Raw genomic sequence first — 24,861 nt, forward strand, 5'->3', positions numbered from 1 at the left:
GAAAACGAACAGATCATTGACATAAAAATTTTAAGATAAAAAGTAGCAAAAACGACTTGGGAAAGCTCTATTAAGAATTAGGGTGCAGGAAAAAACTTTTGTAAGATTAAAAGAATTACAATGGAGAGTTTGATCCTGGCTCAGGATGAACGCTAGCGGGAGGCCTAACACATGCAAGCCGAGGGGTATTTTGGAGCTTGCTTCAAGAGAGACCGGCGTACGGGTGCGTAACGCGTATGTAACTTACCTATATCACGGGGATAGCCCGGGGAAACTCGGATTAATACCGGATAACATATGATGTAGCCTTACATTGTATTAAAAGATTTATCGGATATAGATAGGCATGCGTAGGATTAGTTAGTTGGTAAGGTAACGGCTTACCAAGGCAATGATCCTTAGGGGGCCTGAGAGGGTGAACCCCCACACTGGAACTGAGACACGGACCAGACTCCTACGGGAGGCAGCAGTGAGGAATATTGGACAATGGGTGAGAGCCTGATCCAGCCATCCCGCGTGAAGGACGACAGCCCTATGGGTTTTAAACTTCTTTTGTATGGGAATAAACCACATTACGCGTAATGTGCTGAAGGTACCATACGAATAAGCATCGGCTAACTCCGTGCCAGCAGCCGCGGTAATACGGAGGATGCGAGCGTTATCCGGATTTATTGGGTTTAAAGGGTCCGTAGGCGGATTTGTAAGTCAGTGGTGAAATCCTACAGCTTAACTGTAGAACTGCCATAGATACTGCGAGTCTTGAATAGTATTGAAGTAGCTGGAATGTGTAGTGTAGCGGTGAAATGCATAGATATTACACAGAACACCGATTGCGAAGGCAGGTTACTAAATACCGATTGACGCTAAGGGACGAAAGCGTGGGGAGCGAACAGGATTAGATACCCTGGTAGTCCACGCTGTAAACGATGGATACTCGTTGTTGGGGAGTAAATTCTCAGTGACTAAGCGAAAGTAATAAGTATCCCACCTGGGGAGTACGACCGCAAGGTTGAAACTCAAAGGAATTGACGGGGGCCCGCACAAGCGGTGGAGCATGTGGTTTAATTCGATGATACGCGAGGAACCTTACCAGGGCTTAAATGGGAATTGACGTACTTAGAAATAAGTATTTCTTCGGACAATTTTCAAGGTGCTGCATGGTTGTCGTCAGCTCGTGCCGTGAGGTGTCAGGTTAAGTCCTATAACGAGCGCAACCCTTATCATTAGTTGCCAACGGGTAAAGCCGGGAACTCTAATGAGACTGCCAGTGCAAACTGTGAGGAAGGTGGGGATGACGTCAAATCATCACGGCCCTTACGCCCTGGGCCACACACGTGCTACAATGGCCGGTACAGAGGGCAGCTACACAGTGATGTGATGCGAATCTCGAAAGCCGGTCTCAGTTCGGATTGGAGTCTGCAACTCGACTCTATGAAGCTGGAATCGCTAGTAATCGCATATCAGCCATGATGCGGTGAATACGTTCCCGGGCCTTGTACACACCGCCCGTCAAGCCATGGAAGCTGGGGGTACCTGAAGTCGGTGACCGTAAAAGGAGCTGCCTAGGGTAAAACTAGTGACTGGGGCTAAGTCGTAACAAGGTAGCCGTACCGGAAGGTGCGGCTGGAACATCTCTTTTTTAGAGTAAAAAACAAAAGGACTGTATCCCAAATACAGAGTTTTTCCAAGATTCGCTACTAAAAATATTAAAATTAAATCATATAACACACCCCTAAATAGGAATATCTTGGAACGAAAGGCAAGATAAAGGACAAGAATCTGAAGGTAAAAAATCTGACAGAAAAAAGAGAGTCTCATAGCTCAGCCGGTTAGAGCGCTACACTGATAATGTAGAGGTCGGCAGTTCGAGTCTGCCTGAGACTACAAGAAAGATCTAGAGGGGGAATTAGCTCAGTTGGCTAGAGCGCCTGCCTTGCACGCAGGAGGTCAAGGGTTCGACTCCCTTATTCTCCACAAAAGTTATAAAAAGATACTGGAATTAATAGGAAAAATATTAAAAGAAAGGATCAAAAATAACCGTGTTATAACCGATCATTGACATTATTGGAATTTTATATAATAAAAAAACAAACGATCACCAGTTTATACTAGGTGAAAGGAAAGAAATCGTTAAGAGCGTACGGCGGATGCCTAGGCTTCGAGAGGCGAAGAAAGACGTGGTAAGCTGCGAAAAGCTGCGGGGATTGGCACACACGAAACGATCCGCAGATCTCTGAATGGGGCAACCCACTATACAAGAGTATAGTATCTCTGCAAAGAGAGGCAAACCTTCTGAACTGAAACATCTAAGTAGGAAGAGGAAAAGAAATCAAACGAGATTCCGGGAGTAGTGGCGAGCGAAACCGGATTAAGCCCAAAAGTTTATGAAAATATAGTAGAATACTTTGGAAAGAGTAACCAAAGCGGGTGAAAGTCCCTTATACGAAATATTGAATAGATGAAAATGAGTAGGTCGGGACACGAGAAATCCTGATTGAATATGGGGGGACCATCCTCCAAGGCAAAATACTCCTCGAAGACCGATAGCGAACTAGTACCGTGAGGGAAAGGTGAAAAGTATTTCGAAAAGAAAGATGAAAAAGATCCTGAAACCGTACGCTTACAAGCGGTCGGAGCATCGAAAGGTGTGACGGCGTGCCTTTTGCATAATGAGCCTACGAGTTAATTTCACTAGCGAGGTTAAATAGTTAAGCTATGGAGCCGAAGCGAAAGCGAGTCTGAATAGGGCGGTATAGTTAGTGGGATTAGACGCGAAACCTTGTGATCTATCCATGGGCAGGTTGAAGCTTTGGTAACACAAAGTGGAGGACCGAACCGGTTGACGTTGAAAAGTCTTCGGATGACCTGTGGTTAGGGGTGAAAGGCTAATCAAACTGGGAGATAGCTCGTACTCCCCGAAATGCATTTAGGTGCAGCGTTAAGAAAGAGTATAATAGAGGTAGAGCTACTGATTGGATGCGGGGGTTTCACCGCCTACCAAATCCTGACAAACTCCGAATGCTATTATATGCTTCTTAGCAGTGAGGGCATGGGTGCTAAGGTCCATGTCCGAGAGGGAAAGAACCCAGAGCAACAGCTAAGGTCCCGAAATGTATACTAAGTTGAAAAAACGAGGTCAGATTGCCCAGACAGCTAGGATGTTGGCTTGGAAGCAGCCATTCATTTAAAGAGTGCGTAACAGCTCACTAGTCGAGCGATCAGGCATGGATAATACTCGGGCATAAGTATACTACCGAAGCTATGCGAAATGAAAATTTCGGTAGGGGAGCATTCTATAAGCACAGAAGGTTTAAGGTGACTTAGGCTGGAGCATATAGAAAAGAAAATGTAGGCATAAGTAACGATAATGAAGGTGAGAAACCTTCACGCCGTAAATCCAAGGTTTCCTCAGCTATGCTAATCAGCTGAGGGTTAGTCGGGACCTAAGGTGGATCCGAAAGGAGGAATCGATGGAAAATCGGTTAATATTCCGATACCCGTTATAAATTCGATGGAGGGACAAAGTAATGAAACTGCCGCGTACTGACGGAATAGTACGTTAAAGCATGTAGGTAAATCTAAGATAGTAAAATGCGTTTTAGATGCCGAAAGTAATAGTACCAGGAAGCTTCGGCGGAATGGATAGAGCAGGTAAGCGCTTTCAAGAAAAACTTCTAAGGTTAGTTTATAACGGCCCGTACCAAAACCGACACAGGTGGATGAGGAGAGTATCCTAAGGCGCTCGAGTGAATCATGGTTAAGGAACTAGGCAAAATAGACCTGTAACTTCGGGAGAAAGGTCGCTCCCCGTAAAAAGGGAGCCGCAGTGAAAAGGCCCAGGCGACTGTTTATCAAAAACACAGGACTCTGCAAAATCGAAAGATGAAGTATAGGGTCTGACACCTGCCCGGTGCTGGAAGGTTAAGGAAGGATGTTCGAGGCAACTCAAAGCATTTGACTGAAGCCCCAGTAAACGGCGGCCGTAACTATAACGGTCCTAAGGTAGCGAAATTCCTTGTCGGGTAAGTTCCGACCTGCACGAATGGTGTAACGATCTGGGCACTGTCTCAACCATGAGCTCGGTGAAATTGTAGTATCGGTGAAGATGCCGATTACCCGCAATGGGACGAAAAGACCCTGTGAACCTTTACTATAGCTTCGTATTGACTTCGGGTAAATGATGTGTAGGATAGGTGGGAAACTAAGAAGCGGCTTCGCCAGGAGTCGTGGAGTTAACGTTGAAATACCACCCTTTATTTATCTGGAGCCTAACTTCCTAAGGAAGGACATTGCGTGGTGGGTAGTTTGACTGGGGTGGTCGCCTCCAAAAGAGTAACGGAGGCTTTCAAAGGTACCCTCAGCACGCTTGGCAACCGTGCGTAGAGTGTAATGGCATAAGGGTGCTTGACTGCAAGACCAACAAGTCGAGCAGGTGCGAAAGCAGGACATAGTGATCCGGTGGTTCCGTATGGAAGGGCCATCGCTCATAGGATAAAAGGTACTCCGGGGATAACAGGCTAGTCTCCCCCAAGAGCTCACATCGACGGGGAGGTTCGGCACCTCGATGTCGGCTCGTCACATCCTGGGGCTGGAGAAGGTCCCAAGGGTTGGGCTGTTCGCCCATTAAAGTGGCACGCGAGCTGGGTTCAGAACGTCGTGAGACAGTTCGGTCTCTATCTATTGCGGGCGTTAGAATTTTGCGTGGAGTTGACTCTAGTACGAGAGGACCGAGTTGAACAAACCTCTGGTGTATCAGTTGTGCCGCCAGGTGCACTGCTGAGTAGCTAAGTTTGGAAGAGATAAGCACTGAAAGCATATAAGTGCGAAACTCGCCACAAGATAAGAATTCTTTTAAGGGTCGTGGGAGATCACCACGTTGATAGGCTACAGGTGTAAAGGCAGTGATGTCATAGCCGAGTAGTACTAATTACCCGTAGATTTCGTCCAAAAAAAGTACAGGTGAAGTAATAAAAACACAAATCAAATAAGCCTAGTATAAAAGGTGAGAAGTTTAAAAAATATTATATAAAATTCCATTAACAATATTTAGGGTGGTTATAGCTGCAGGGCTCACCTGTTCCCATTCCGAACACAGAAGTTAAGCCTGCCTAGCGCTGATGGTACTGCTAATTGCGGGAGAGTAGGTAGCCGCCAGTTTTTTAAAACAAAGTCTCACTTATATAATAAGTGAGACTTTTTTGTTTTTATAGGGTAAAAAAATAAGAAAGGAATAGGAATATAAGAGGGATTATAGGTTTAATTAGTTTTACAGTAAGTCTGATTATAAAAAGTCTATAAAGAAGGGTAATTCCGGGCTTATTATTGGAGTTATATTTTATTATTTAATTGATGAAAGGGGGAAGTTTGTTATTTTTTATGAATAAGAAGATATACTAATTACTATTTTTTTTAAATTCAGGTTTTAACTTGTAATTAAATTTAGTCCTAAATTTCTCAATTTTAGGAGCTATAACGGAGATACAATACGGATGACTAGGATTTTTCTGATAATATTCTTGATGGAAATCTTCTGCCGGAAAAAAATTAACAAAAGGAACAATTTGTGTTACATATTTTCCTTTCCATAAATCTGTAGATTGTGACTTTTTTAAAGATTCTTGTGATAAAATTTTTTGTTCTTCATTTCTATATAGAATTATAGATCTGTATTGTGAACCAATATCAATTCCTTGCCGATTGAGTTGAGTAGGATCGTGTAAAAACCAAAATATGTCTAATATTTCAGAAAATGAAATATACTCTGGGTCATACTCTATTTGTATTACTTCTGCATGATCTGTTAAGCCGGAAGAAACTTGCTGGAACGTTGGATAATCATTATATCCACCTGAATATCCGGAAGTTACTTTATTAACTCCCTTTATCATTTCAAAACATGGACTTAAACACCAAAAACAACCTCCGCCAAATGTCACTTTTTCTAATTTTTTTTCTGTATACTCTGAATATTTTTCTTTGTGTTGATTAGTTTGGCAATTAATAAATAAAAATATATTCAATATTAATATATAGCTTTTCATTTATTTAATTAAAATTTATATAATAATAATTATTTTTTTAATAAAAAAAATAGTTAAGATAATGAACAACAAAAACTGTACTAAAAAATATTTATGTATTTATTTTTTTACAATAAACTTATATTAAGTAAATATTCATTTGTTTTCTAAAATAAATAGCTAAAATATTTATTATATTTGCAATAGTATCCCAAAGTAATATGAATTCAAAGACAGTAAATAAAGATATAGAAATTGTAAAAGAAGTTTTTCGTAAATATTTAGAAGATAAAGGACATCGAAAAACACCAGAAAGATTTGCAATTGTAGAAGAGATTTATTCTACTGATGAGCATTTTAATATAGATTGGTTATATATGAGAATGAAGGAAAAGAATTATAGAGTAAGTAGGGCTACTATATATAATACTATTGAGATTTTACTAGATGCAAAATTAGTTAGAAAACATCAATTTGGAGATGGATTACAAGCTTTATATGAAAAATCATATTTTGCAAAACAACATGATCATATACTTATGATGGATAGTGGAGAAGTTATTGAATTTTGTGATCCTAGAATTCAAACTATTAAAGATTCATTAGAAGAAGTATTTGGTATAGAAATAGAGAGTCATTCCTTATATTTTTACGCAAAAAAGAAAGCTTAGTAAATGAAATTAAATTTTTTATTATTCTTTTTTATAGGATTAATTTTTTCACAAGAAGTTTTCTCACAACCTCAAAAAAATACCAAACCTCAAAAAATAAATTTAATTAATGCAGATCTGGAAGAAGTAAATGAGAATGTTTTTAATGGGAATTTGGTTTATTCAGGGAATGTTATAGCACAGCATGAGACTTCTAAATTACAAGCAGATTCTGTTATTTATTTTCAAGATAAGGACTTTGTTGAAGCAAGGGGGAATATACATTTTACAGATAAAGAAACTTTGTTAACATGTAAAAGGCTCACTTATGATGCGAATAAACGTATGGTTATTGCTTACGATAATGTAAAATTAGTAAGTCCGGATCAAACAGTAGAAACAGAAAAATTATTTTATGATGCTAATATAGATCTAGCTTATTTTGATAATTGGGGAACTGTATATAGGGGAACAAATATTACCAGAACAAAGATAGGTAAATATTATATTAAAGAAAATCGTATAGAATTAGGCGAAAGCTCAACCTTAGAATCTCCTGAATACAAGATAGATGGGTCTAATATAAAATATAATACTCAAACAGGTATAGCTGTATTTGATGAATTTACCAGAATAAATAGTAAAAAAGATTATTCTGTTTACGTTACGGGTACAAAAGGAACTTATAATACTAAAACTAAAGAATCTGTTTTAAAAAAAGATGGGAAAGTGTATTATCAAGGAAAAATTTTATCGGGAGATGATTTATATTTTAATGAGATAAAAGGGTTCGGGAAAGGAATTAAAAATGTAAAATTAGATGATCCTAAAGAAAAAAGATACTTAATAGGAGAATATGGAGAGGTGTATCAATTTAAAGATTCAGCAATTGTTACCGGTAGGCCTTATATGGTGAAAATATTTACTAAGGATTCATTATATCTACATTCTGATACATTAATTGCTATACAAAACAAAGATAAAAAATCTATAATTAGAGGATATCATAACGGTAGATTGTTCAAATCTAATATGTCCGGAAAAAGTGATTCTTTAGTTTATAATGAGTCTATTGGAAAAATAGATTTTTATAAAAAACCAATATTTTGGTCATCAAGTATGAGGCAACTTATAGCAGATACTCTTACAGCTTATTTAAATCCTACGAGCCAAGCTATTGATTCAATGTATGGAAGAAAACATGCATTTATAATTAGTAAAGTGGATTCTTTATCACCTAAGTTTGAGTTTAATCAATCTAAAGGAAGGGATTTACATGCATACTTTGAAAATCAGGAAATTCATATTGTTGATTTAGTTGGGAATGCGGAATCTATTACCTATATAGAGGAAGATAATTCAAAAACACATGAAAAGGAGCGAACAGGAATAGCAAAATCTATATGTGGCATATTGCAGGGAGAGTTTATAGAAAAGAAAATGGAAATTGTTTCATGCAAAATAAATGCAGAATCTAAAATATATCCAGAGAGTAAACTTCCAGAGCGACAACGCTTTTTGCCTGACTTTGATTGGAGGGAGGATGAGCGTTTACGTAAGTGGCAAGATATATTTCCTGATATTTTACCTTTTGATAGAGATAAACCTCGAAAGTCTTTAGATGATATTTTAAAAGAACATGATAAGTTATAAATTATTTTTTAAATAAAAATAATAATAAACTAAAATAAATTAACAAAAATGGTAACTAATAATATTATTAAAAGATGTGGTTGGGTAGGTAAAGATGAAATTTATAAAAAATATCATGATGAAGAATGGGGAAAACCTGTTTATGATGATAATATATTGTTTGAATTTCTAATTTTAGAAGGTTTTCAGGCAGGTTTAAGTTGGATTACTATTTTAAAAAAAAGAGAGAATTTCAGAAAGTCATTTGATAATTTTGATTATAAAAAAATAGCTAGTTACTCTCAACAAAAATTAAATGATTTATTATTGGATGAAGGGATTGTAAGGAATAAATTAAAAATTCAATCAGTTGTGGTAAATGCACAAAAATATATTGAAATTCAAATGGAATTTGGTTCTTTCTGCAACTATATTTGGAGTTTTGTAAATGGGAATCCGATTATTAATAAATGGAGTAATATAAAAGAAGTTCCAGCTTCTACAGAATTGTCAGATAAAATTTCAAAAGATTTAAAAAAACGAGGATTTAAATTTGTTGGAACAACAATAATTTATGCTTTTCTACAAGCAGTTGGTATAGTAAATGATCATATTACCGATTGTTTCTGTTCCATTAGTTAGAGATAGATCTATGACTATAAAAAATCATAAAAATAAAGCAGGAGAAATTATATGTTAGAAAAAAAAGAAATAATTTATGAAAATGCAATTTTAGTTGGCCTGATAACACAAAATCAAGATGAAGAAAAGCTCATGGAATATATGGATGAGCTAGAATTTTTAACTGAAACAGCAGGAGCTAAAGCAATTAAAAGATTTACACAGAAATTAGATCAACCAAATCCCAGAACATTTGTAGGTACAGGGAAATTAGAAGAGATTATCAATTTTGCTCAGGAAAATGAAATAGATACAATTATTTTTGATGATGAGTTAACTCCCTCACAATTAAAAAATTTAGAAAAAGAAATAGATAGAAAAATTATAGATCGAACTAATCTTATATTAGATATTTTTGCTCAGCGAGCCCAAACTTCTTATGCAAGAACACAAGTTGAGTTGGCTCAATATGAATATTTATTGCCTCGTTTAACAAGGATGTGGACTCACTTAGAAAGACAAAAAGGAGGTATAGGTTTAAGAGGTCCAGGTGAAACAGAAATAGAAACAGACCGTCGTATTATCAGGGATAGAATTTCTTTATTAAAAGAAAAGCTTAAATCTATAGATAAACAAATGGCCACTCAAAGGAATAACCGAGGAAAATTAGTAAGAGTAGCTTTAGTCGGATATACAAATGTAGGGAAATCTACTTTGATGAATGTATTAAGTAAATCTGATGTGTTTGCTGAAAATAAGCTTTTTGCAACATTGGATACTACTGTAAGAAAGGTGGTTATAGGTAATTTACCATTTTTGTTGACAGATACTGTAGGATTTATAAGAAAGTTACCTACTCAATTGGTAGAATCTTTTAAATCAACTTTAGATGAAGTTAGAGAGGCAGATTTATTGATACATGTAGTGGATATTTCTCATGCAAGTTTTGAAGATCATATTCAATCTGTAAATACTATTTTATCAGATATTGGATGTACAGATAAACCTACAATTTTAGTTTTTAATAAGATAGATAATTTTACATATGAAAAGAAAGATGAAGATGATCTTACTCCTATAAAAAAAGGTAATTATTCATTAGAAGACTGGGAAAAAACTTGGATGGGAAAATCAAAGTATCCTACGGTTTTTATATCGGCAAAAACTAAAGAAAATTATAAGGTTATGAAAAAATTAATTTATGAGAAAGTTAAAGAAATTCATGTAAAAAGATTTCCTTATAATGATTTCCTTTTTGAGTACTATGATGATGAAGGTAAAGAAATAAATATGTAAATAATAAAAAATATAACGAATATCAAATTAAAATAAAACCTGAATTTTTTTCAGGTTTCTTTGTTATAAATTAATTATTTAGCTCTGTTGCAATAAATTCTCCAATTAATTACTACTGCAGATGGAAAATTTCTTCTAATTCTCCTTAAATCTATCTGGGCTGATTCTTTTTTAAAGTAATCGCCTGCAAGCAGTCTCCAATCAGGTCTTAGATAATGTTTTTCTACTCTGAGTTCAGGAAATTCAGATCTAAAATTATTCAACAATGAATTAATATCTTGTTCACTTTTAGCTTCCGCAACTTTTATCATAAATCCGGGAATATCATTTCTTCTCCCACAAACACTCTTAGGAGAATTATTTTTAGGTTTCGTTTTAACTATAGGGGTAGAGGAAGAAGTAGATGAAGTTTTGGTCGATTTATTGCAAATTTCTTTATCATTTAACATTTTGATTATTAAAGGTTCTCCTTTGATAATTAATCTACTTCCTGTGGCTGAATCTACTTTAATAATAACTTCTTGTGCCATGAAGAAAGAAGAACAAGTAAACAGTAGTAATAAAGTTAAAAGATAATTTTTCATTAGTTTATAAATTAATATGATACAAAAATAATGTTTTCTATCAATATAATACCTCACTATATTAAAATAAATTAAAAGTTAATTTTATAAACATATTACGATCAGGTTTATCATAATTATAAGCTCCAATTCTGTAGTAAAAACCTAAACCAAAGTAATAAATTATATGATTAAATTCAATTCCTAATTCTTGGTAGTAATTTGAGGGTGTTTTAAAATCTATTAAAGAATGTAGGTTTTTGTTTTGAATATTTCCTAAAAGTCCATTGTATAGAAGGGAAATAGATATATTTTCATTTCCCCATAATGGAATATCTTTAAATTTATGAATAAAGAAAAATGCAATAAATTTATCAGCAAAAAATTCACCCGGTAATAATGTTTCAAAAGAATCATAACCTTTTACTGAAAATCTTTTTAAAATAGTATTAGCATTTTTAGCATTTCCGAAACTACCATATAGATTCCATAACACAGTTTTTCCTGAAATGTATCCGGAATTTAAATATAAATGGCTAATTCCCCATTGGTTTTTAATAGAAATATCAGATGAAAAATCAAATTTATTATAATTAAAATCTCCTCCAATTCCTTTCCAACCTTTGGTATAATTAAAATTGAAATGTATAGGTTTGTCTTTTATAGTTAACTTGCCTATAGGAGTCATTAAGTATTCACAAAAAGGAGAGTAATTTATTTGAAAGGACGTAGTAAAATTATGATACCAATGCTTGGTACTAAAGTTTTTATAAATATAAGAATAGTTTGTTTTTTGATTAGAATAATTTAGAATAAAAGTTGTAGAGAATTTTTCAAAAAAATCTTGTTTATAGGAAATTTCGCCTTTTCTATAATTATAAAAGATATTATTTTGAATAAAATTTAAATTTTTCTTACTTTCTAAAATAGTTTCTGAATTTCTATAAAAATCAGTAGAAAAAGGATTTACATCTGAATAGGTATCTATACTAAGTTTACCATCATTTTTTTTATTTACATACAAATCAATTCCAATATTACCTTTAAAAGAGGAATCTTTACTTCCCAATCCCGTATATCCGTGAAGAGAATAATTTTGGCTAAACTTATAATTGGTTTTTCCACCTATTTGAAACCTAAATCCTTCGTAATCATTATAACTCAAAAAATTAAGTAAACTTAAATCAAATTCTCCTAAGGAGAGTTTACCTTCTTTTAATGCAAGGTAAGTTCGAACTTTTCTTTCTATCGGATAAAAATCAAATATTGAAGTAGTAGAAGAGTAAGTTTGTTTTTCAGCAAAATTTAATGGTTTTGATCTGAATGGTGAGATTTTAACTTCTGTATCTTTATTAAAATTTTGCTCTAACTCATAGGTATAACCCTTAAAATCATTTCGGTTATCGGTTTCGGTATCTGTAAAATTTAGCGTTGACGATTCTATAATAATCCAAGGCGTAATTATTAGTTTAGGACTTTTAAATTTTTTATCTAAAAATTTTGAAAAATCAATATTGTTAAATTTAATTTTATTAATGCAGCTTTTTAAGTACCAAAAATCTTTAAATTTAGCCCAATTTAATTCAAAATAACGTGTGAAATTTTGATTATATACAGTTCCTGAATATTTAACTATATTATAATTTTTACTATCTATATATAATAAACCATTACTCCCATTAATTAATAAATTTCTTTTTGAACCAAATGATATTATAAAGATTTTATTATTGTTATAAGTAATACTATCAACTAATTTAAAATTATAGGAAAAAAAATTATCAGTTAAAATATCAGGTATTTTATCATACAACATTTGTTCGCCAAATAACTCATAAAAAGGTTCTTTTAATCCTGATACTTGATCGGCTATAATTATATTTTTATTTCCATATTTTTTATTATGCTGAAATTTAGTAACTCTTTCGCCTAAGAATACCAATTCTTGATTAGGAGAAGATGGAGATATAGAATCTATATCAATATAATTTTTATTATTTAAATCTATATAAAATTTATTATAAACATAATATTGGTAAGATGAAAGAGGAACAGAGTAATTTTTTTTGGCATTTGATAGAATTTGATAAGTATATAACTCGGAATTATTTTCCATTTTATGAGAAGGGAAGAGTTTATTTTGCTGTGCAAAAAAAAATATTGAATATAATAAACTAAACAGATTAAAATACTTTCTCATTAAAAAAGTTATGTAAATCAAGGACTATTTTTTATATAATAATCTTTGCAAAGGTAAAATATTTGCTTAAAAATTGATATTTTAAAAGATACAGAACTTTTTAGTACTTTTGGAATCTAATATATAAAAGTTTAATGGAATACTTTATTCAAGCTGAAAATGTTACCAGAGCCTATGAAGATAAAATAGCTTTAGATAAATTTAGTATTAATATCCCTAAAGGGAGTATTTATGGTATTTTAGGACCTAATGGAGCAGGAAAAACTACTTTTATTAGAATAATTAATCAAATAACCAAACCAGATAGCGGACAGATTCTTTTTAATGGTGAGCCTTTGCAATCCAAACATATAGCACATATCGGATATATGCCTGAAGAAAGAGGATTATATAAAAATATGAAAATTGGAGAACAAGCCATTTATTTAGCGCAATTAAAAGGGATGAAAAAATTAGAAGCTAAACAAAAGCTGGAATATTGGTTTGATAAATTAAAAATAGAAAAGTGGTGGAATAAGAAATTGAGCGAGTTATCAAAAGGAATGGCTCAAAAAATTCAGTTTGTGGTAACCGTACTCCATAATCCGGAATTATTAATTTTTGACGAACCATTTAGTGGTTTTGACCCTGTAAATGCAAATTTAATTAGAGATGAAATTTTAGAATTAAAAGAAAAAGGGACTACAATTTTATTTTCATCTCATCGGATGGAATCTGTTGAAGAATTATGTGATTATGTTGCCTTAATAAATAATTCTAAAAAAATATTAGATGGTTCAGTAAAAGAAATCAGACACAAATTTAAAGAAGGAAGATTTAAAGTATCTATAACTAATATAGATTTTAAAGAAATTGAGTATTTTAAACAAATTAAACAACTGGAAAATTTAATAAAGGAAGAGAATACATACACATTTTCTATAAAAATAACCAATAATGAAAATTCAAAAGCTTTAATTACAGACCTGTCTGAAAAAGGAGATATTCTTTCTTTTTATGAAGAAATTCCAAGTATGAATCAAGTGTTTATTGATGCAGTAAAAAACAAAGATATATGAGAAATATATTTTTAGTAATGAGGAGAGAATTTCTCACTCAAATAAGAAAAAAATCATTTATTATTATTACTATTTTGGCTCCTTTGCTAATTATATTAGCAGTAATGGTAATAGCCTATATGATAAAAATGAATGAAACTAATGCCAATATAGCAATTGTAGATGCTAATAACCAATTTTATTCAGATTTTAAAAGTGATAGAAAAAATATATATAATTTTTACCAAGTAAAAGATATTAATTCTTTAAAAGATTCATTAATACATAGCAAAAATCTTGATGCCGTTTTATACATTCCTAAAATGCAAGATTCTTTAATGGATAATCTACAAAACCATATTCAATTATATACTAATAAGAATCTTAATAAAAAACTAATATATTCAATAGAAAATACAATAAATAAAAAAATAGAAAATAAAAGAAGAATTCAATTAGGATTAAAAAAATCAGATTTAGAAAAAATTAATTCCCATGTAAACCTTAAAATTACAAATATAAAAGAGGGAAATAAATCAGATAGTAACTCAACGATTAAAGATGTATTATCACTTTCTTTGATGTATGTAATACTTATGTTCATTATTATTTATGGGACACGAGTAATGAGGAGCATAATGGAAGAAAAAAATAATAGAGTTGTAGAAATTATTATTTCTTCTATAAGACCCTTTGATTTAATGATGGGTAAAATTTTAGGAACAACTCTGGTAGCTATATTACAGTTTTGTATTTGGACAATAATGACTCTTTTCCTTTTATTTATAGGGCAAGTTTTTTTAGGTCATGAATTGATAGTAAATTCTATACAACATGAAGAATTTCAAACATTGATGAATCATGATACAGAATTACAAATTAAAACCATAATAGACTCATTATTTGAGCTTAATTATCCACTTATAATCTTTCTTTTTATATTTTTTTTCTTTTCAGGTTATTTATTCTATAGCTCATTTTTTGCAGCTATTGGAGCAGCGGTTGATAATGATACTGAAACCCAACAATTTATGCCTATTATTGTAATACCTTTACTATTAGGTGCTTATGGGTGCATTACCATAATTAATAATCCTGAGGGACCGGTTGCTTTTTGGTTGAGTATAATTCCTTTTACATCTCCTATGGCTATAGTGACACGATCTTTTTATGGAATACCTTTATGGCAGTTAATATTATCTATATTTATCATGCTAGCTTCTGTTTTATTAATGGTTTATATATCCGGTAAAATTTATAGAGTAGGAATTTTAATGTATGGAAAAAAAGTTAATTTTAAAGAAATATGGAAATGGATAAAACAATCTTAAAAATTTAAAAATATTACAAGTATTATATGTAGTATATCACTTTATTTGTAAAAATAAATGTATTACTTTAGCATAACAAAAAACAAAACAATCAATTTATAAAAAGGATAAAAGAGATGACTATAAAATTACGCTTAATAATTCTAGTGTTTTTACAATATTTTGTATGGGGAGCTTGGTTAATCTCTTTAGGAGGATATGCCGGACTTTCTACAATGGAAGGAGGCTTAGGATTTTCCGGAATACAAATTGGCAGCTTATTTGCCACAATGGGAATAGCCTCACTTTTTATGCCGGGGTTATTAGGAATTATTGCAGATAGATGGATGAATGCAGAAAGAGTATTAGGAGCAAGTCATTTAATAGCTGCTTTATTTTTAATTATAGCCTCACAAATGAAAGATTATGCATGGTTTTATACTTTCTTATTATTGCATACTTTTTTTTATATGCCTACTTTGGCTTTAACTAATACTGTTTCATATAATGCACTTGAAAAAAATGGATTAAACTCTGTGACGGCTTTCCCTCCAATTCGAGTATGGGGGACTGTAGGTTTTATAGTAGCCATGTGGATCGTTGATTTACTAGGTTTTGCAAGAAGCCCTATTCAATTATATGTGAGCTCAGGAGCAGGAATTATAATGGCTATATATTCTTTTACCATGCCCGAAACGCCTCCAACTAAAAGTAATAATTCACGTAAATTGTCCTCAGCTCTTGGCTTAGATGCCCTAATTCTTTTCAAAAAAAAGAAGATGGCAATATTTTTCTTTTTTTCAATGTTATTAGGATGCTCATTACAAATAACTAATGCTTTTGGAGGACCTTTTTTAGATAGTTTTAAATCTGTATATCCCAACTCATTTGGTGTAAAGCACCCTAATCTATTACTCTCCATTTCACAAATTTCAGAAACTCTTTGCATATTATTGATACCATTTTTCCTTCAAAAGTTTGGTATTAAAAAAGTTATTATGTTAAGTATGTTGGCTTGGGTCTTGAGATTTGGATTATTTGGATTAGGAAATCCTGCAGATAGATTATATTTATTAGTTTTATCAATGATAGTATATGGTATGGCCTTTGATTTTTTCAATATTTCCGGATCTTTATTTGTTGAAAATGAAACAGATAAAAGTATGAGGGCTAGTGGCCAAGGTTTATTTATGATTATGACAAATGGCTTAGGTGCAATTTTAGGAAGTTACGGAAGCGGATGGGTAGTACAGCACTTTACAAAAAATAATATTACTGATTGGCCCACAGTATGGTTTATCTTTGCTGGCTATTCTTTATTTATATTGATTATTTTTCCTTTTGCATTTAGACCTAATCATCATCCGGATAGCAAAGGAACCATTCACCAATAAAATAGAAAGAATAATTTTTTAATAAGTAATATATTATTGAGGAATATAATTATCTTCTTTAATGCTGAGGAATAAACCATTTTTGGGTTTTACTGAATAAAAATCCAATGAGTATTCCAACGAAAATACCGGTAATTATATCTAATGGAAAATGTACCCCAACATAAATCCGACTATATGAAACCAAAAATGCCCAAATAAATAAAAGAAAAGGTGCATATTTATGTTTTTTATAAAACAAGGTAGATAAGTAGGTAACTAATCCAAATGAATTTGCAGCATGAGCAGAAAAAAAACAGAATGAACCTCGACAATTTTCTATGACTAATCGGAAAAGTCCGTTTAATTCAGAGTTTCTGCAAGGTCTTGGGCGTTTGACCCAATGTTTGATAAGAGAAGCAAAATTATCAGTTATAGCAATCATTATTGCTATACTAATTAATATCAGAATAGTTTTTTTCCATCCATATTTTTCTATAAGAATAATAAGAATGAGAATATAAACAGGAATCCAACAATATTCATTGGTTATAAATAACCAGAAGCTATCAAAAGATTTACTTCCTAAATTATTTAAAAATAGAAATAAATTTATATCCCATTGAATTAGATCATTCATACAATCTAACTTCTTTTAACAGGACCCTCGAAAGTATCATCAAATGCAGATGTTATATTGTTACTATCCTCATTAACTGAATCCTTGATGTTTTTTTTAGCTTCCTGTATTTCATCTTCTATTTCTTTTAGAGAATCATTTTCCTCTATCTGCGACATTACTTCTCTTTTTATATTATCTGTAGCATCTTTCATAGCTCTTACTCCTTGCCCTAAACCGCGGGCTATTTCCGGTATTTTATCAGGACCAAATAACAGTACAGCTATAAATATAATGACAATTATTTCTCCAAAACTCACGACTATATATTTTATGTTTTTACAAATACAAAGTTACTATTTTATTTATAGAGAAGATTTGAATTAATAACAAAAAAACAGGTTTCATAAAAACCTGTTTTTTTCTATTTCAATTATTTATTTTTATTTTACGTTAGCTAGTTTAGGACTATCAGTAGCTCTATCATAACTATATTTAGTTAAGTCATAAGATAGAGCGGATGCAATATAAATAGAAGAATACATACCAAAAGTAAATCCTAAGAATAAAGCAAACATAAATCCTTGAAGGCTTTCTCCACCAAAGAAAAATATAATTACTGTAACCATAATAGTAGAAACACCAGTGTTTATGGTTCTTCCCAATGTATGATTGATAGCATCATTATATAATTCTTCCAAAGTCATTGTATGATGAATATTATGTTTTTTATTTTCACGTATACGGTCAAATACTATCACAGTGTCATTAATAGAATATCCTATGATTGTAAGAATAGCTGCAATAAAAGATTGATCTAGCTCAACTGAAAAAGGAACAATTTTTAACCATCCTAATACAGAAAATATACCCATGACAATTATTGAATCGTGAAGTAAAGAAATAACTGCACCGGTAGACATTTGCCAGTTGTTGAAACGTACTAAAATATATATAAAAATGCCGGCTAAAGCTATAGATACAGCAATTACACCATTTCTAACAATTCCGCTGGCAACAGTTGGTCCAACTTCAGATGCAGACTGAATACCATAAGGAGTACCTTTCACAAATTGATCTTTTGTATATTTTGAAGGTAAATAATTTTTTAATCCGGAATATAACTTTTCTCTAATTGTTACATCGATATTTGGATCATTACTATCAACTCCATATTTAGTTGTAATTCTTACCTGATTTCCTTCACCATATTTTTTTGCATCCACATTTGTGGTTTCTCCATTTATTACAAATAATTTTTCAAGATTATGAGATATTTCTTCTGGTTGAATAGACTTATTAAGTTTAATTACATAGGTTCTTCCTCCAGTATAATCAACCCCTTTATCAAAACCTTTGGTAAATATAGAAACTATAGCTATGAGCATTAAAATTAAAGAAAAGATATAAGCAAATTTTCTTTTCTCCATCCATTTAAAATGAACATTGGTAAACCAATTTTTAGTAATTTTAGTAGAAAGAGCAAAATTTACTCCTTTCTCCATAGCTCCATATATAAATAAACTTGTAATAAATATAGCGGTAAATAAAGTACAGAAAATACCAATAACTAAAGTAACCGCAAATCCCTTAATAGGTCCTGTACTAAATAATAAAACGATCCCTACAATTAAAGTAGTTAAATTTCCATCTATGATAGCAGCTAAAGCATGTTTTTGACCTTCAGAAAAAGCTTGTTTTAAAGGCTTTCCCATTCGTATTTCTTCTTTTACTCTTTCAAAAATAATAATATTAGCATCAACTGCCATAGCCATAGATAAAACGATTCCTGCAATACCCGGAAGAGTAAGAACAGAACCTGTTGAAGCCATAATTCCTACCAAGAAAAATAGATTTAGTATCAAAGCTATGTTAGCATAGAGTCCTGCTTTTCCATAATAGAAAAACATCCATATCAGAATAAAAACATAAGAGACTATAATAGAAAGTAACCCATTGTTAATAGATTGTTGTCCTAAAGTAGGACCAACAATTTCAGATTGAATAATTTTAGCTTTTGCCGGAAGTTTTCCGGATTTTAATACATCAACCAAATCATTAGCTTCTTGTTCATTAAATGAACCTGTGATTACAGATTGTCCGTTAGGAATAACTGTATTAACATTAGGAGCTGTATAAACAACATCATCAAGTACAACGGCAATAGGTTTACCTATATTTTTTTCTGTTAATTCTTTCCATATAGAAGAACTTTCATTATCCATCTGCATACTTATTTGGATTCTGTTGAACTGGTCAAAAGTAATTCCCGCCTCAGTAACCGCTCCAACTAATGGAGCTTTATTATTTTTAGTTCCTCTAATAGCATAAAGTTCTAAATCGTTTGGAAATTTAGAATCAGGTTTTGCTGCCCACAATAACTTTGTATAGCGCATACCCATAGGTAGGAGATTTTTAGCCTTATCAGAGTATATTATTTTATTAATTGCAGCAGTATCTTTTATTTTAGCTGTAGCTACAGCGTTAGGTTGGTTAGAAGGAGATAAAAGTCCTAATAACTTATTATTAGCAATTTTTTGATTTACATCAGCGAGGTAACTCCATGCAGAAGATTGATCGTAAACTTCCCAAAATTCTAGTCTGGCAGAGGTTTGAAGTAATTTTTTAACCCGATCGGCATCAGAAACCCCTGGTAATTCTACTAAAATTCTGCCTGTACCAGGTACTCTTGCTATATTAGGTTCATCTATATTTAGTTTTTTAATACGAGCTCTAATAACATCAATGGCTGTGTTTACTCTAGACTCAACAACACCAGTTATATATTTTTCAACTTCGGCATCAGTTGTATTATATTGTATTTGTTTAGAAAGAGCTTTAGTACCAAAAATATCAGGGGAAGATAATTTTAGATTAGGTTGTCCAAGTTCTGTTTTAGCTTTTTCAAAAGATTTAAAAAATATTGAAGTATAGGTAGCACTGGATTTTGTTTGTTCAGATGTAGCCATATCCAAAGCTTTTTTGAATACAGGATTTTCTGAATTATCTGCTAAATCTAAAAGTAAGTCTTTTTCAGAAATTTCTAATAAAAGATTAAGACCTCCCTTAAGGTCTAACCCCAATTTCATTTCATTCTTTTTAGCATCATGATAATTTAATTTAACAATTCCCAAATTTAGAGTATCTTTGGCTAATTTTTCAAGTTGCTCTCTTTTGCTTCCTTCAGTTCCGTTAGATAAACTGTTAGCCTTAGATTCTATACGATTAACATAAAATGTCGGGAATAATTCTGCAATACAGATTAGTGTAAGAACTATTGCAAAAAATTTAACAAATCCTTTTCCTTTCATTGTGACTATTTATAATGTATAAATTTTTTCTATTAGTCTGCAAATATAATAGTCTATTTCATGTCCGCCAATTATTTATACATTTTTTTTGATTTAAATGGTATTCTATAACAATCAAATGAAATTTTATTGAAAAATATATAAAAAAAAATAGCATTTTGTACTTATAAATACAATCCATTTTTATATTTGCACTTTCAATTTTTGTAATGCAACAGGAAATTTTAAATGCGGTTAAAGTACTAAAAGAAGGAGGGCTAATTCTTTATCCTACAGATACTATTTGGGGAATAGGTTGCGATGCAACTAATGAGGAAGCTATAGAAAAAGTATTTAAATTAAAACAAAGAAGCAAAGAAAAAAATTTGATTCTTTTGGTTGAATCAGAGAAGCGTTTGCAAGATTTAGTAGAAGTATCTGCTTTGGCTTGGGAATTAATAGATATTTCACAAAAGCCTATGACTATAATATATGAAAACCCTAAAAATTTACCATACAATTTAATATCCGAAGATCATACAATAGGAATAAGATTAACTAAAGATGAATTTTGTAAACAACTTATTTCTAAATTAAATAAACCTTTAGTTTCTACTTCAGCAAATATAAGCGGAGAAGCTTCTCCTAAAAATTTTAGTTCAATTTCTCCTTTAATTTTGGAGGGTGTAGATTATATAATAAATTTGCGTCACGAAGAAGAAAAAGAATATAAGGCTTCATCTATAATAAAATTATCAATAGATGGTAAAATCAAAATAATCAGAGAATAATGAATATTCATGAATTTAGATAAAGCACTACAATTACCTATTTTTAAGCAAATATCAAAAGTATCTAAAAATAGAAACCAACGGGTTTTTGTTATAGGAGGTTTTGTACGTGATTATTTAATAAATCAGTCCGAACCAAAAGATATTGATATTGTAACAGAAGGAAGCGGAATAGAATTAGCTGAAGAAATAGCTAAAATGTTTCAGCCCAAACTCAAAGTCAGTGTTTTTAAACGATTTGGTACGGCAATGATTAAAAATGATAAATATGATTTAGAATTTGTTGGTGCCAGAAAAGAGAGTTATTCTCCAGATTCTCGTAAACCCTTTGTAGAAAATGGAAGTTTAGAAGATGATCAGAAACGAAGAGATTTTACGGTCAATGCTATGGCGATAAGTCTTAATGAAACGAATTATGGAGAGTTAATAGATCCATTCAATGGCAAAGAAGATTTGAAATCTAAAATTATACGTACTCCTTTAAATCCGGATATTACCTATTCAGATGACCCGTTGAGGATGATTCGCGCTATAAGATTTGCAACCCAATTAGGGTTTTCTATAGAAAAAGAATCCTTTGAAGCTATTAAAAGAAATGCAGAACGTTTTGATATTCTTTCCAAAGAAAGAATAACTGATGAATTCAATAAAATTTTAATGTGTTCTACCCCGAGTGTAGGATTGAAATTATTGTATGAAACCAAACTTTTAGAAAGATTTTTACCAGAACTTACAGCTTTACAAGGTATAGAGGAAGTAGAGGGACAGACCCATAAAGATAATTTTTATCATACTATTGAAGTAGTTGATAACATAAGTAAAAAAACAAATAAATTATGGTTGAGGTGGGCTGCATTATTGCATGATATTGGTAAAGCAAAAACAAAAAGATTTGATAAAAATATTGGATGGACTTTTCATTCACATGAATTTGTAGGTAGTAAAATGGCAGTAACTATTTTTAAGAGGTTACGTTTGCCTTTAGGGGATTCACTTAAATATGTCCAAAAATTGATACAATATAGTTCCCGTCCTATTTCATTAATTACAGATGAAGCTACTGATAGCGCTCTAAGAAGATTATTATTTGATGCAGGGGATGATTTAGAAGATTTATTTTTACTTTGTAAATCAGATATTACAACTAAGAATGAAAAAAAGCAACAACAGTTTAAAAGAAATTTTGATTATGTTGAAAATAAAATCAAACATGTAGAAGAAAAAGATCAAATAAGGAATTTTCAGCCCCCGATCACCGGTAATCATATAATGCAAACTTTTGAAATACTTGAAGGAAGACAAATTGGGATAATTAAAGAAGCTATAAAAGAAGCAATTTTAGAGGGAATAATAAAAAATGATTATAATAATTCATATAATTATATGTTAGAATTAGGGAATAAATTAAATTTGAAACGAAAAAACTAAATTAAAAATGATTTATAAAATTAGAGTAATCCTTGAAACAGATGATGATGTATTCCGAGATATTGAAATCAAAGATACACAGACATTATGGAATTTATATGAAGGTATTAAAAGTGCATTTACCCTTTTGGGCGATGAACTAGCATCTTTTTATAAATCTGATGTGAACTGGAATCAAGGAGAGGAGATTCCTCTAGAAGATATGTCTGATGAAGGTGATGGAGAAACTATGTCAGATGTTTATATTAAAGAAGCTTTTAGTAAAGTTGGAGATAGAATGTTGTTTGTTTACGATTTTATGAAAATGTGGTCATTTTATGTAGAACTCTTAGAAATTGTAGATAAAAAAGCGATAGGCAATTATCCTTTAACAGTTTATAGATTTGGGAAAATGCCATTAAAAGCTCCAAATAAGAAATTTATATCTCCAACAGAGATAGATGATTTCGGAGAAGTAGGAGATGTAGATTTGAATATTAAATTTGAAGATGATGATGATTCTTTCAGTAATGAAGAAGAAGAAGATATTTATGATGAGGAAGATGATTTAATAGAAGATGATATATAATAAAATAGAATAAACATTTAAATTTATAAAAAAAAGCCTCTATACAGAGGCTTTTTTTTATAAGTTACTTTATATTATTGTAAATCATCATTTTCATATTTTTCATCTAAAACAAAATCATCCATAAATTTAGTAGTATAATCTCCTTTAACAAAAAGAGGTTCATTCATTAACTGTTTATGAAAAGGAATTGTTGTTTTAACCCCCTGAATATGAAATTCATCTAAAGCTCTTTTCATTTTAGAAATTGCCTCTTCACGATTATGTGCAGTAACAATAAGTTTAGCAATCATGGAATCATAGAAAGTTGGAATTTGATATCTTTGATACACATGAGTATCTACTCTTACTCCGTTTCCTCCGGGTATATTTAAATCATTGATAGTTCCCGGACAGGGTCTGAAATCATTATAAGGATCTTCTGCATTAATTCTACATTCAATAGAATGCATTTTAGGATAGTAACTTTTACTAGGAACTTTGTAACCATTGGCTAGTTCTATTTGGAATTTAATTAAATCCAAATCAGTAATTTGCTCTGTTATAGGATGTTCTACTTGAATTCTGGTATTCATCTCCATAAAATAAAAGTTTCTATTTTTATCTACCAAAAATTCAATAGTACCAACACCTTCATAGCCAATACATTCTGCTGCTTTAATAGCAGCATTTCCCATCTTTTCACGAAGTTCGTCTGTCATAAAAGGAGAAGGCGTTTCTTCAACTAATTTTTGATGTCTTCTTTGTATGGAACAATCTCTTTCCGAAAGATGAATAGCTTTGCCAAATTTATCACCCGCTATTTGAATTTCAATATGCCTTGGTTCCTCAATTAGTTTTTCCATATACATTCCTCCATTTCCAAAAGCAGCTTCTGCTTCCTGTATGGCTGATTCCCAAGCTTTTCTTAAGTCCTCAGGTTTCCAAATGTCCCTCATTCCTTTTCCCCCACCACCAGCAGTGGCTTTAATCATAACCGGGTAACCAATTTTTTCAGCAATTTTTTCAGCCTCTTCAAAACTATTTATAAGTCCGTCAGAGCCTGGAATAGTAGGTACCCCAGCCTTTTTCATAGTAGCTTTAGCAGAAGCTTTATCTCCCATACGTTCAATATTTTCAGGAGTAGCTCCTATAAACTTAATTCCCATTTTTTGGCATGACCTTGAAAAATTTGCATTTTCAGATAGAAATCCATAACCGGGATGTATTGCATCTGCATTTGTTACTTCAGCGGCAGCTAATATATTAATAGGGTTTAGATAAGAATTTTTACTTGCAGGAGGACCAATACAAACTGCTTCATCCGCAAACCTCAGGTGCATACTTTTAGCATCAGCGGTAGAATAAACAGCAACAGTTTTTATACCCATTTCTTTAGCTGTTCTTAGAATACGCATGGCAATTTCGCCTCGATTAGCAATCAAAATTTTTTTAAACATAAATTTAGTTTTTATTTTGATTTA

Annotated in this window: 17 protein-coding genes, 2 tRNA genes and 3 rRNA genes; 15 read left to right on the forward strand and 7 right to left on the reverse strand. The window is 31.7% G+C overall.

What is annotated here, in order from left to right:
* Window positions 1-117: 117 nt before the first annotated feature.
* The 5 genes from C4S77_RS03070 (at window position 118) to rrf (ending at window position 5,157) form a co-directional block, all read left to right on the forward strand.
* Window positions 118-1,639: ribosomal RNA gene (locus C4S77_RS03070) — 16S ribosomal RNA — on the forward strand.
* 171 nt (window positions 1,640-1,810) lie between these two features.
* A tRNA-Ile gene (locus C4S77_RS03075) sits at window positions 1,811-1,884 on the forward strand.
* Between the two features lie 16 nt (window positions 1,885-1,900).
* Window positions 1,901-1,974: transfer RNA gene (locus tag C4S77_RS03080), tRNA-Ala, on the forward strand.
* Window positions 1,975-2,120: 146 nt separating this feature from the next.
* Window positions 2,121-4,947, forward strand: a 23S ribosomal RNA gene (locus C4S77_RS03085).
* A 100-nt stretch (window positions 4,948-5,047) separates the two neighbouring features.
* Window positions 5,048-5,157 (forward strand): 5S ribosomal RNA (rrf, locus tag C4S77_RS03090).
* The 16S, 23S and 5S rRNA genes sit together here with 2 tRNA genes alongside, the layout of an rRNA operon.
* Before the next feature lie 236 nt (window positions 5,158-5,393).
* On the opposite strand, the gene msrA is transcribed toward rrf, so the two are convergent.
* On the reverse strand, window positions 5,394-6,041 hold the full coding sequence (msrA, locus tag C4S77_RS03095) for a peptide-methionine (S)-S-oxide reductase MsrA (protein WP_105245985.1): 648 nt from the start codon (window positions 6,039-6,041) through the stop codon (window positions 5,394-5,396).
* Window positions 6,042-6,241: 200 nt separating this feature from the next.
* Between msrA and C4S77_RS03100 the strand changes: the two genes are divergently transcribed.
* From C4S77_RS03100 to hflX, 4 genes are read left to right on the forward strand one after another with little or no spacing between them, the layout of a single operon-like run.
* Window positions 6,242-6,691 carry a Fur family transcriptional regulator gene (locus C4S77_RS03100; RefSeq protein ID WP_105192106.1) on the forward strand — a complete coding sequence of 150 codons (450 nt, stop codon included), beginning with the start codon at window positions 6,242-6,244 and terminating at the stop codon, window positions 6,689-6,691.
* 3 nt (window positions 6,692-6,694) lie between these two features.
* A complete protein-coding gene (locus C4S77_RS03105) occupies window positions 6,695-8,323 on the forward strand; it encodes an OstA-like protein (protein ID WP_105245987.1) in 1,629 nt (542 codons plus the stop codon).
* Window positions 8,324-8,371: 48 nt separating this feature from the next.
* Window positions 8,372-8,944, forward strand: a complete 573-nt coding sequence (locus C4S77_RS03110; protein WP_105192108.1) for a DNA-3-methyladenine glycosylase I — start codon at window positions 8,372-8,374, stop codon at window positions 8,942-8,944.
* Between the two features lie 51 nt (window positions 8,945-8,995).
* Window positions 8,996-10,219 (forward strand): GTPase HflX, encoded by a 1,224-nt coding sequence (gene hflX, locus C4S77_RS03115; RefSeq protein ID WP_105245989.1) that lies wholly within the window; start codon window positions 8,996-8,998, stop codon window positions 10,217-10,219.
* Window positions 10,220-10,293: 74 nt separating this feature from the next.
* Here the strand turns inward: hflX and C4S77_RS03120 are convergent, their stop codons facing one another.
* The gene (locus tag C4S77_RS03120; protein ID WP_105245991.1) at window positions 10,294-10,803 is read right to left on the reverse strand and encodes an SPOR domain-containing protein; all 510 of its coding nucleotides are present in this window, start codon (window positions 10,801-10,803) and stop codon (window positions 10,294-10,296) included.
* 61 nt (window positions 10,804-10,864) lie between these two features.
* Window positions 10,865-12,898, reverse strand: coding sequence for a hypothetical protein (locus C4S77_RS03125; protein ID WP_105245993.1), 2,034 nt, complete (start codon window positions 12,896-12,898; stop codon window positions 10,865-10,867).
* Between the two features lie 218 nt (window positions 12,899-13,116).
* Here C4S77_RS03125 and C4S77_RS03130 point away from each other — a divergent pair, with 218 nt between their 5' ends.
* The 3 genes from C4S77_RS03130 (at window position 13,117) to C4S77_RS03140 (ending at window position 16,723) form a co-directional block, all read left to right on the forward strand.
* Window positions 13,117-14,040, forward strand: coding sequence for an ABC transporter ATP-binding protein (locus C4S77_RS03130; protein ID WP_105192112.1), 924 nt, complete (start codon window positions 13,117-13,119; stop codon window positions 14,038-14,040).
* On the forward strand, window positions 14,037-15,350 hold the full coding sequence (locus tag C4S77_RS03135; RefSeq protein WP_105245994.1) for an ABC transporter permease: 1,314 nt from the start codon (window positions 14,037-14,039) through the stop codon (window positions 15,348-15,350). Before C4S77_RS03130 ends, C4S77_RS03135 begins: the two co-directional genes overlap by 4 nt.
* Window positions 15,351-15,466: 116 nt before the next feature.
* Complete coding sequence (locus C4S77_RS03140) at window positions 15,467-16,723, forward strand: nucleoside permease (RefSeq protein ID WP_105245996.1); 1,257 nt, start codon at window positions 15,467-15,469, stop codon at window positions 16,721-16,723.
* A 58-nt stretch (window positions 16,724-16,781) separates the two neighbouring features.
* Here the strand turns inward: C4S77_RS03140 and C4S77_RS03145 are convergent, their stop codons facing one another.
* The 3 genes from C4S77_RS03145 to secD all read right to left on the reverse strand — a co-directional run bounded on the left by C4S77_RS03145 (window position 16,782) and on the right by secD (window position 20,632).
* Window positions 16,782-17,342: a phosphatase PAP2 family protein gene (locus C4S77_RS03145; protein ID WP_105192115.1), complete on the reverse strand. Its 561-nt coding sequence runs from the start codon at window positions 17,340-17,342 to the stop codon at window positions 16,782-16,784.
* Between the two features lie 5 nt (window positions 17,343-17,347).
* Window positions 17,348-17,641, reverse strand: coding sequence for a Sec-independent protein translocase subunit TatA/TatB (locus C4S77_RS03150; protein WP_317614908.1), 294 nt, complete (start codon window positions 17,639-17,641; stop codon window positions 17,348-17,350).
* Window positions 17,642-17,764: 123 nt separating this feature from the next.
* Window positions 17,765-20,632: a protein translocase subunit SecD gene (secD, locus tag C4S77_RS03155; protein WP_105246000.1), complete on the reverse strand. Its 2,868-nt coding sequence runs from the start codon at window positions 20,630-20,632 to the stop codon at window positions 17,765-17,767.
* A gap of 221 nt (window positions 20,633-20,853) precedes the next feature.
* Here secD and C4S77_RS03160 point away from each other — a divergent pair, with 221 nt between their 5' ends.
* From C4S77_RS03160 to C4S77_RS03170, 3 genes are read left to right on the forward strand one after another with little or no spacing between them, the layout of a single operon-like run.
* Window positions 20,854-21,402, forward strand: a complete 549-nt coding sequence (locus C4S77_RS03160) for an L-threonylcarbamoyladenylate synthase (protein WP_395856000.1) — start codon at window positions 20,854-20,856, stop codon at window positions 21,400-21,402.
* A 9-nt stretch (window positions 21,403-21,411) separates the two neighbouring features.
* Entirely contained in the window at window positions 21,412-22,830 is a 1,419-nt protein-coding gene (locus C4S77_RS03165; RefSeq protein WP_105246004.1) for a CCA tRNA nucleotidyltransferase, read from the forward strand.
* Window positions 22,831-22,837: 7 nt separating this feature from the next.
* Window positions 22,838-23,398, forward strand: a complete 561-nt coding sequence (locus tag C4S77_RS03170; RefSeq protein ID WP_105246006.1) for an IS1096 element passenger TnpR family protein — start codon at window positions 22,838-22,840, stop codon at window positions 23,396-23,398.
* A 74-nt stretch (window positions 23,399-23,472) separates the two neighbouring features.
* Here C4S77_RS03170 and accC read toward each other — a convergent pair whose 3' ends face one another.
* Entirely contained in the window at window positions 23,473-24,837 is a 1,365-nt protein-coding gene (accC, locus tag C4S77_RS03175) for an acetyl-CoA carboxylase biotin carboxylase subunit (protein WP_105192123.1), read from the reverse strand.
* Window positions 24,838-24,861: the final 24 nt, after the last annotated feature.

The sequence above is a fragment of the Apibacter adventoris genome, assembly GCF_002964975.1.
Classification (GTDB): domain Bacteria; phylum Bacteroidota; class Bacteroidia; order Flavobacteriales; family Weeksellaceae; genus Apibacter; species Apibacter adventoris.